This window comes from Staphylococcus sp. HMSC072H03, assembly GCF_001809305.1.
Classification (GTDB): Bacteria; Bacillota; Bacilli; order Staphylococcales; family Staphylococcaceae; genus Staphylococcus; species Staphylococcus hominis.
This window is the reverse complement of record NZ_KV796873.1, coordinates 1-698: the sequence shown is the minus strand read 5'-3', so window position 1 is coordinate 698 and position 698 is coordinate 1. Positions and strand designations below refer to the sequence as shown.

General features: G+C 29.4%; 1 pseudogene. It reads left to right on the top strand.

Going from position 1 to position 698, the window contains the following annotated elements:
• Positions 1-698, top strand: a pseudogene (locus tag HMPREF2578_RS11110) (hypothetical protein); the annotation flags it as partial.

The window sequence follows — 698 nt, the reverse complement described above, 5'->3', positions numbered from 1 at the left end:
ACAAAACATTACGATAGAGATGCATTTGAAACAAATAACTCAAGTAATGACTTACACGGTCATGGAGTAAATCAACTAGATCAAAACAACTTTGTTAATACACCACATTATAATCGTGATGACTATGAGAGTTATAATCATCCAAAATTCTCAAATCAAGCTGCTAGTGATACTAATCAAGAGATTGATTATAAAACTTATTATAATGATCCAAGATTTAAGTCTCGTAAACGTTTTATTGTTAGCTTTATTACCGGTGCAATCATTGGCTCAACTATTGGACTTTTAACTAAAAATAAAGCAAACCAAAAAATTGATGATTTAAAAGCAAAAGAACAAGAAGTTAAAGATAATTATTATAGTATTAAACAACAAACAGAAGAAACAATTGATAATGTAAGACATAAAATTGAAGACTTAAAAAATAGAAAAAATACAGGTATTTCTTCCGATGAGCTTGCAGCACAACGTCGAGCAATTCAATCAGAAACATCAAATCATTTAGCAGATGAATCACCATTAGCAAAAGAAATACAAGAAGCTAAAGCTGAAACTACAGTAAAAGAAAATAATTATATTAATAATGAACATAATAGTGCGGAAGAAATTGTAGCACAACAAAATGCTATTAAAGATGAGTTGTCAAATAACTTAGCAGACGAATCGCCACAAGCGCAAGAAATACAAGAAGCTAAAAA